We start from the raw sequence: 2386 nt of genomic DNA on the forward strand, positions 1-2386 counted from the left end.
CCATGTCACCACCGTCGGCCTGCTGTTCACCGAGGCCGACGCGGCCGGCATGGAGGCCCTCGCGCGCCGCTTCGACCGGGAACGCCTGGACCGCCGCAGCGACCTGATGCCGCTCCCGTACGGGGCGAAGGGCACGGCGTCCGAGGGATTCGGCCCCGAGCAGCGGGCCTCCTGGGCGATCTCCGTGCTCACCGACGCCCCCGTCGTCGTCTACGCCGTCTCCGGCTGGGCCGACGGCCGCGCCGTCGACGAGCCGCAGCCCGCCGAGGACGCCATGCGGTCCGGAGCCACCACCGCCCCCGCCCAGGCGGGCCTGGGCCATGAGGCCCGCGGTCTCGCCGACCGCTTCGAACGCGCCCTGCGCCAGCGGGCCGGCACCCCCACGGAGCGTCCGTCATGAGGAAGCGCCCCGCCGCGCTCGGCGGCCTGCTCGCCGCGGCCCTCGTGCTGGTCCCCGCGACCACCGCGCACGCCGACGCCATCCGCGACCGGCAGTGGGCCCTCGACGCCCTGCACACCGATCGGATCTGGCCCACCACGCGCGGCGCGGGCGTCACCGTCGCCGTCCTGGACACCGGCGTCGAGGCCGACCACCCCGACCTCGACGGCAACGTCCTGGAGGGCAAGGACCTCGTCGGCTTCGGCGCACGCGAGGGCGACGAGGCGTGGGCCCGCCACGGCACCGCCATGGCCGGCATCATCGCCGGTCACGGGCACGGTCCGGGCGACGGCGACGGCGTCCTGGGCGTCGCCCCCGAGGCGAAGATCCTCCCCGTCCGCGTCATCCTCGAGGACAAGGACCCGGCCCGCGCCAAGGCCCGCAGCACCCGCGGCAACGCCCTCGCCGAAGGCATCCGCTGGGCCGCCGACCACGGCGCCGACGTCATCAACCTCTCCCTCGGCGACGACTCCGCGTCCGCGCACCCGGAGCCGGGCGAGGACGAGGCGATCCAGTACGCCCTGCGCAAGGGCGTGGTCGTCGTCGCCTCCGCCGGGAACGGCGGCGAGAAGGGCGACCGGATCTCCTACCCGGCGGCCTACCCGGGCGTCATCGCCGCCACCGCCGTCGACCGCTACGGCACCCGCGCCCCCTTCTCCACCCGCCGCTGGTACGCGACGGTCAGCGCCCCCGGCGTCGACGTGATCATCGCCGACCCCGACCACAAGTACTACGAGGGCTGGGGCACCAGCGCCGCCTCCGCGTTCGTCTCCGGCGCGGTCGCCCTGCTGAAGGCCGCCCACCCGGACCTGACCCCGGCCCAGATCAAGCGCCTCCTGGAGGACACCGCCCGCAACGCGCCCGCCTCCGGACGCGACGACTCGCGCGGGTACGGGTTCATCGACCCGGCCGCCGCGATCGAGGCCGCCGACCGCCTGAAGCCGGAGGGCCTCAAGGCGGCGGCGTACGGCGACGAGTACTTCGGCCCGGGTCCGGCCGCCGACGCCCCCGGCGACGACACCGCCGACTGGGCGGCCCCCCTGGCCGGCGGCGCCGGCGGCGTCCTCCTGGTCGCCGCGGTCGTCCTGTGGCGGGGCCGCCGCCACGAGGACGAGACCTTCTAACGACGCGGCGCGCGCCGCGCCGGCACCTCCACCGCCTTCCGCGCCGCCTCCTCCACCCTCGCCACCCCGTCCGCCATCGACGCATGGCCGTCCGACAGCACCGCCACCGCGTGCACGCGCCCGCCCGCCGTCACACACCCCGTGCTGTTCACCACCCACAGACCGGTCGCGTCCCGCGGCAGCCAGCCGTTCTTCACGGCCCACCGCGTGCCCGGGTCGGCCAGCGTCGGCACACCCCACGCCTGTTCCGGCACGACCCGTTCCATCAGCTCCCGCACGTACGCCCGCGCGTTCCCTGCCACGGAGTCCGGCGTGAAGATCCGCCGCAGCAGCGTCACCCGGTCCACGGCCGTGGTGCGGGTCAGCCCCCAGCGGGCGTCCGCCACGGTGCGGGTGAGGCCGAGCCGGGCGTTCGCCGCGTCCAGTCCCGGCGCCCGCCCGACGACCCGCCACAGCGCCGTCGCCGCGTCGTTGTCGCTGCGTACGATCATCGCCTCCGCGTGCGCCCGCTCGGCGGCGGTGAGGTCGCGGCCGGCGTCCCGCGCGGCCGACAGCAGCGCGGTCAGGATGTCCACCTTCACCACGCTCGCCGTGACGAACACCCCCTCGCCCGAGGCGTACGTCTCCCCGCTCGCCAGGTCCAGCGCCGCCGCCGACACCCTCGGCCCGTCCGTCACCCCGCGCTCCTCCCCGCCCGCGTCCGGGCGTCCGGCCCACGGCCGCTAAGGTCGGTGACCGTGGCGAACAAGAACATTCCCGACTCCCCCTTCCGTGACGACGACGGCTCGGCCGGGGGCCGGCCGAGCCGTCGTCGTCACGGAAG

2 protein-coding genes and 1 pseudogene are annotated in these 2386 nt (G+C 76.4%); 2 read left to right on the forward strand and 1 reads right to left on the reverse strand.

Annotated elements, in window-relative coordinates:
• Positions 1-400, forward strand: a pseudogene (locus tag CCN29_RS32720) (hypothetical protein); the annotation flags it as partial.
• Positions 397-1563 carry a type VII secretion-associated serine protease mycosin gene (gene mycP / locus CCN29_RS32725; protein WP_086686137.1) on the forward strand — a complete coding sequence of 389 codons (1167 nt, stop codon included), beginning with the start codon at positions 397-399 and terminating at the stop codon, positions 1561-1563. The pseudogene CCN29_RS32720 and the gene mycP, both read left to right, overlap by 4 nt.
• On the opposite strand, the gene CCN29_RS32730 is transcribed toward mycP, so the two are convergent.
• Positions 1560-2240 carry a serine hydrolase gene (locus tag CCN29_RS32730; RefSeq protein WP_086686139.1) on the reverse strand — a complete coding sequence of 227 codons (681 nt, stop codon included), beginning with the start codon at positions 2238-2240 and terminating at the stop codon, positions 1560-1562. The two genes, mycP and CCN29_RS32730, sit on opposite strands and share 4 nt — an antisense overlap.
• Positions 2241-2386: the final 146 nt, after the last annotated feature.

The organism is Streptomyces pseudogriseolus, assembly GCA_002154585.1.
GTDB classification, from domain to species: Bacteria; Actinomycetota; Actinomycetes; order Streptomycetales; family Streptomycetaceae; genus Streptomyces; species Streptomyces pseudogriseolus.